Annotated in this window: 3 protein-coding genes and 1 pseudogene; all 4 read left to right on the plus strand. The window is 64.5% G+C overall.

The genetic code is table 11. From position 1 onward, the window contains the following. Positions 1-441, plus strand: a pseudogene (locus EN939_RS23700) (DNA topoisomerase IB); the annotation flags it as partial. A 108-nt stretch (positions 442-549) separates the two neighbouring features. Beyond that, positions 550-924: a YciI family protein gene (locus tag EN939_RS23705; protein WP_127270092.1), complete on the plus strand. Its 375-nt coding sequence runs from the start codon at positions 550-552 to the stop codon at positions 922-924. Then, positions 921-2,195, plus strand: coding sequence for an RNA polymerase sigma factor (locus EN939_RS23710; protein WP_127270094.1), 1,275 nt, complete (start codon positions 921-923; stop codon positions 2,193-2,195). The genes EN939_RS23705 and EN939_RS23710 overlap by 4 nt, the downstream gene beginning before the upstream one ends. Before the next feature lie 239 nt (positions 2,196-2,434). Then, a complete protein-coding gene (gene amaB, locus EN939_RS23715; protein ID WP_127270095.1) occupies positions 2,435-3,949 on the plus strand; it encodes an L-piperidine-6-carboxylate dehydrogenase in 1,515 nt (504 codons plus the stop codon). The last annotated feature ends 128 nt before the right edge of the window (positions 3,950-4,077 follow it).

Genomic DNA, 4,077 nt, shown 5'->3' on the forward strand with positions numbered 1-4,077 from the left:
ATTGTGCGCGGCGCACAGGACCTGCCAGGCCAGAAGCTGTTCCAGTATCTCGATGAGGACGGCAACAGGCGGCCGGTCCGCTCCGAGGACGTCAACCGCTATATCCGTGAGGCGGTCGGTGACGCCTTCAGTTCGAAGCATTTCCGCACCTGGGGCGGCACCATTCACGCCGCGTCGCTGTTTGCCCAAACGGAACTGCCGCAAAGCCAGGCACAGCGAAACAGGGCGATGAACAGCGTCATCGACAAGGTTGCCGAGCGGCTGGGCAATACGCGCGCCGTCTGCCGCAAATGCTATATCCATCCGCGGGTCTTCGAAGCGTGGTCCGAGGGGCGGTTGCTGAATGAAATGGCACAAGCCAACAAACGCAAACGCTCCATCGATGGTCTCGATGACGAGGAAGCTCTCGTGCTGCGATGGCTGAAACTGGGAGAAAGCTGACCGGCGCGGCTGGCCGTGGCCAAATCCGTCTACATCTGGATTTTTTTATCGACGTCGTGTCGGGATCGGTCTTACTGTTTCGTCCTTTGACAGAGAAAAGGACCCGCCATGCTCTACGCAATCCTCTGCTATGCCTCCGAAGATGTCGTCTGCTCCTGGAGCAAGGCACAGGACGACGAGGTCATGGCCAATCTCCTCGACGTTCAGGACAAGTACGCCAAGGCTGGTCGGCTCGGCCCGGTGGCACGGCTTCTGCCGACGACCGCCGCGACGACCCTGAGAAAGGTCAAGGGCGAATCGGTCGTCATCGACGGGCCGTTCGCCGAGACCAAGGAACAGTTCCTCGGCTTCTACACGCTCGAATGCGCCGATCTCGACGAGGCGGTGGAGTTCGCCCGCGAGCTTTCCGAAGTCAACCCGAGCGGCGGCTCCTATGAGATCCGGCCGGTCTCGATCTTCAATCCCGCCAAGGTTTCCGCATGACCGAAATGGCCTGGATCAGCTCCGCGATCAGCGCCGCCCGCCCGCAGGCGATGGGTGCGCTGCTGCGTTATTTCCGCGATCTCGATACGGCGGAGGAAGCTTTCCAGGACGCGTGCCTCAGGGCGCTGAAGAACTGGCCGCAGAACGGGCCGCCGCGCGACCCGGCGGCGTGGCTGATCTTCGTCGGCCGCAACAGCGGCATCGATGCGGTGCGCAAGCGCGCCAAGCAGGCGCCGATGCCGGAGGAAGACCAGGTTTCGGATCTGGAGGACGCCGAGAGCGATATCGCCGAGCGGCTGGACGGGGCGCACTACCGCGACGACATATTGCGGCTGCTGTTCATCTGCTGCCATCCTGATCTGCCGGCAACGCAGCAGATCGCGGTGGCGCTGCGCATCGTCTCCGGTCTTACGGTCAAGCAGATCGCGCGCGCCTTCCTGGTTGGCGAAAGCGCCATGGAGCAGCGCATCACTCGCGCCAAGGCGCGCATTGCGGACGCCGGCGTGCCGTTCGAGACGCCGGGCGCGGTCGAGCGGTCGGAACGCCTCGCCGCCGTCGCCGCCATGGTCTACTTGGTCTTCAACGAGGGCTATTCGACCAACAGCGGCGAGGCGCCGGCCCGCGCACCGCTGTGCGAGGAGGCGATCCGGCTGGCACGGCTCCTGCTGCGGTTGTTCCAGACCGAGCCGGAGATCATGGGGCTGACGGCGCTGTTGCTTCTGCAGCATGCGCGCGCACCGGCCCGTTTCGACGAGAGCGGCGAGATCGTGCTGCTCGAAGACCAGGATCGCAGCCTGTGGAGCCGCAAGATGATCGATGAGGGGCTGGCGCTGGTCGACAAGGCGCTACGCCATCGCAAGCCCGGCCCCTACCAGGTGCAAGCGGCGATTGCCGCACTGCACGCGCGGGCCGAAAAGGCGGAGGATACCGACTGGAACGAGATCGACCTGCTCTATCGCTTGCTGGAGCAGATGCAGCCGTCGCCGGTGGTCACGCTCAACCGGGCTGTCGCGGTCTCGAAGGTGCGTGGACCGGCAGAGGCGCTGGCCATGATCGAGCCGCTGGAAGAACGGCTTTCCGGCTATTTCCATTTTTTCGGCCTCAAGGGGGGCCTCTTGATGCAACTCGACCGGGGGGACGAGGCGCGCGTCGCCTTCGACCGCGCCATAGCGCTTGCTAACACGGCGGCGGAAGCGGCACATATCCGCATGCATATCGACCGGCTGATCAGGGACGGTGCGGTACGCCCACCGGCCAAGAAGGCAAACTGAGCGCCATCTGCCCCATCTGGCTCAATCGTGCAGTTTGGGCTTAGACCATGCCGGGGTGGTGATTTTCCCTTGAAACGAGTAATGCCACGCGATGATCGTGCCTGAGGTGCCTTTGTGCACGCGGGCAGCATGACGCCAGGCTTTGACCGGCATGCCTTTTGTGCATGTCGTTGTCCCAAAACCGCGGGGCACTTTTGGGCGACATGCATTATGAGCGACTGGATCTGAAAGGGACAAGAATGACGATAGGCAAGGAAACGACCGAACTGCTGGCGAAACTGGGTGTGGCCAAGGAGACGCTTGTCGGCGGCGACCTGATCGTGCGCAGCCCGGTGACGGGCGAGCAGATCGCGGCGCTGAGGACGATCTCGCCGGCCGAAGCGGCTAAGATCATTGATGCCGCGCACAAGGCCTTCCAAGCCTGGCGCATGGTGCCAGGCCCGCGGCGTGGCGAACTGGTGCGGCTGCTGGGCGAGGAGCTGCGTACGCACAAGGCCGAGCTTGGCCGGCTGGTCTCGATCGAGGTCGGCAAGATCCCGTCCGAGGGCCTCGGCGAAGTGCAGGAGATGATCGACATCTGCGATTTCGCCGTAGGCCTCTCCCGGCAATTGTACGGCCTGACCATCGCCACCGAGCGCCCGGGCCATCGGATGATGGAAACCTGGCATCCGCTCGGCGTCGTCGGCGTCATTTCCGCCTTCAACTTCCCGGTGGCTGTGTGGTCGTGGAATGCCGCCCTGGCACTGGTCTGCGGCGACGCAGTGGTGTGGAAGCCGTCGGAAAAGACGCCGCTGACCGCACTTGCCTGCGAGGCTATCTTCAAGCGTGCGGTCGAGCGCTTCGGCGCGGACGCACCTGATGGCCTGGCGCCGGTGCTGATCGGCGACCGCGCCGTCGGCGAGATCCTGGTCGATCACCCCAAAGTGCCGCTGGTTTCGGCAACCGGCTCGACCCGCATGGGCCGCGACGTCGGCCCGCGGCTGGCCAAGCGCTTTGCGCGCGCGGTGCTGGAACTCGGCGGCAACAATGCCGGCATCGTCTGCCCGACCGCCGATCTCGACATGGCGCTGCGTGCGATTGCGTTTGGAGCGATGGGCACGGCCGGCCAGCGCTGCACGACGCTGCGGCGCCTGTTCGTGCATGACAGCGTCTACGACGCCTTGGTTCCGCGCCTCAAGAAGGCCTACGAGAGTGTGTCTGTCGGCAATCCGCTGGAGACGTCCTCGCTGGTCGGGCCGCTGATCGACAAGGCGGCCTTCGACGCCATGCAGAAGGCGCTGAAGGAAGCCGCTGCCCATGGCGGCAAGGTGACCGGCGGCACGCGGGTCGAGAACGGCCATCCGGATGCGTACTACGTGCACCCGGCGCTGGTCGAAATGCCAAGCCAGGTGTCACCGGTGACGGAAGAGACCTTCGCGCCGATCCTCTACGTGATGAAATATTCGGACTTCGACGCGGTGCTCGACGAGCACAATGCCGTGGGGGCAGGCCTGTCCTCGTCGATCTTCACCCGAGACCTGCAGGAATCCGAGCGTTTCCTGGGTGTCGACGGATCGGATTGCGGCATTGCCAATGTCAACATCGGTACCTCGGGCGCCGAGATCGGCGGTGCCTTTGGCGGCGAAAAGGAAACCGGGGGCGGCCGCGAGAGCGGCTCCGACGCATGGAAGGCCTATATGCGGCGCGCCACCAACACGGTGAACTATTCCAAGGCGCTGCCGCTCGCCCAGGGCGTGTCATTCGATATCGACTGAAAGGCTCGCCGGCTTGGGCATCCCCGCACCGGGGATGCCGCACCGGTCAGCTGCCTGCCGGCGAGTCGAAGGCCTTGACGAACGCGGCATCGATGATAGCCAGCTTGACGGCCTGGGCGGTCATGTAT

It is taken from the genome of Mesorhizobium sp. M7A.F.Ca.CA.002.05.1.1 (assembly GCF_003998335.1).
Taxonomy (GTDB): Bacteria; Pseudomonadota; Alphaproteobacteria; order Rhizobiales; family Rhizobiaceae; genus Mesorhizobium.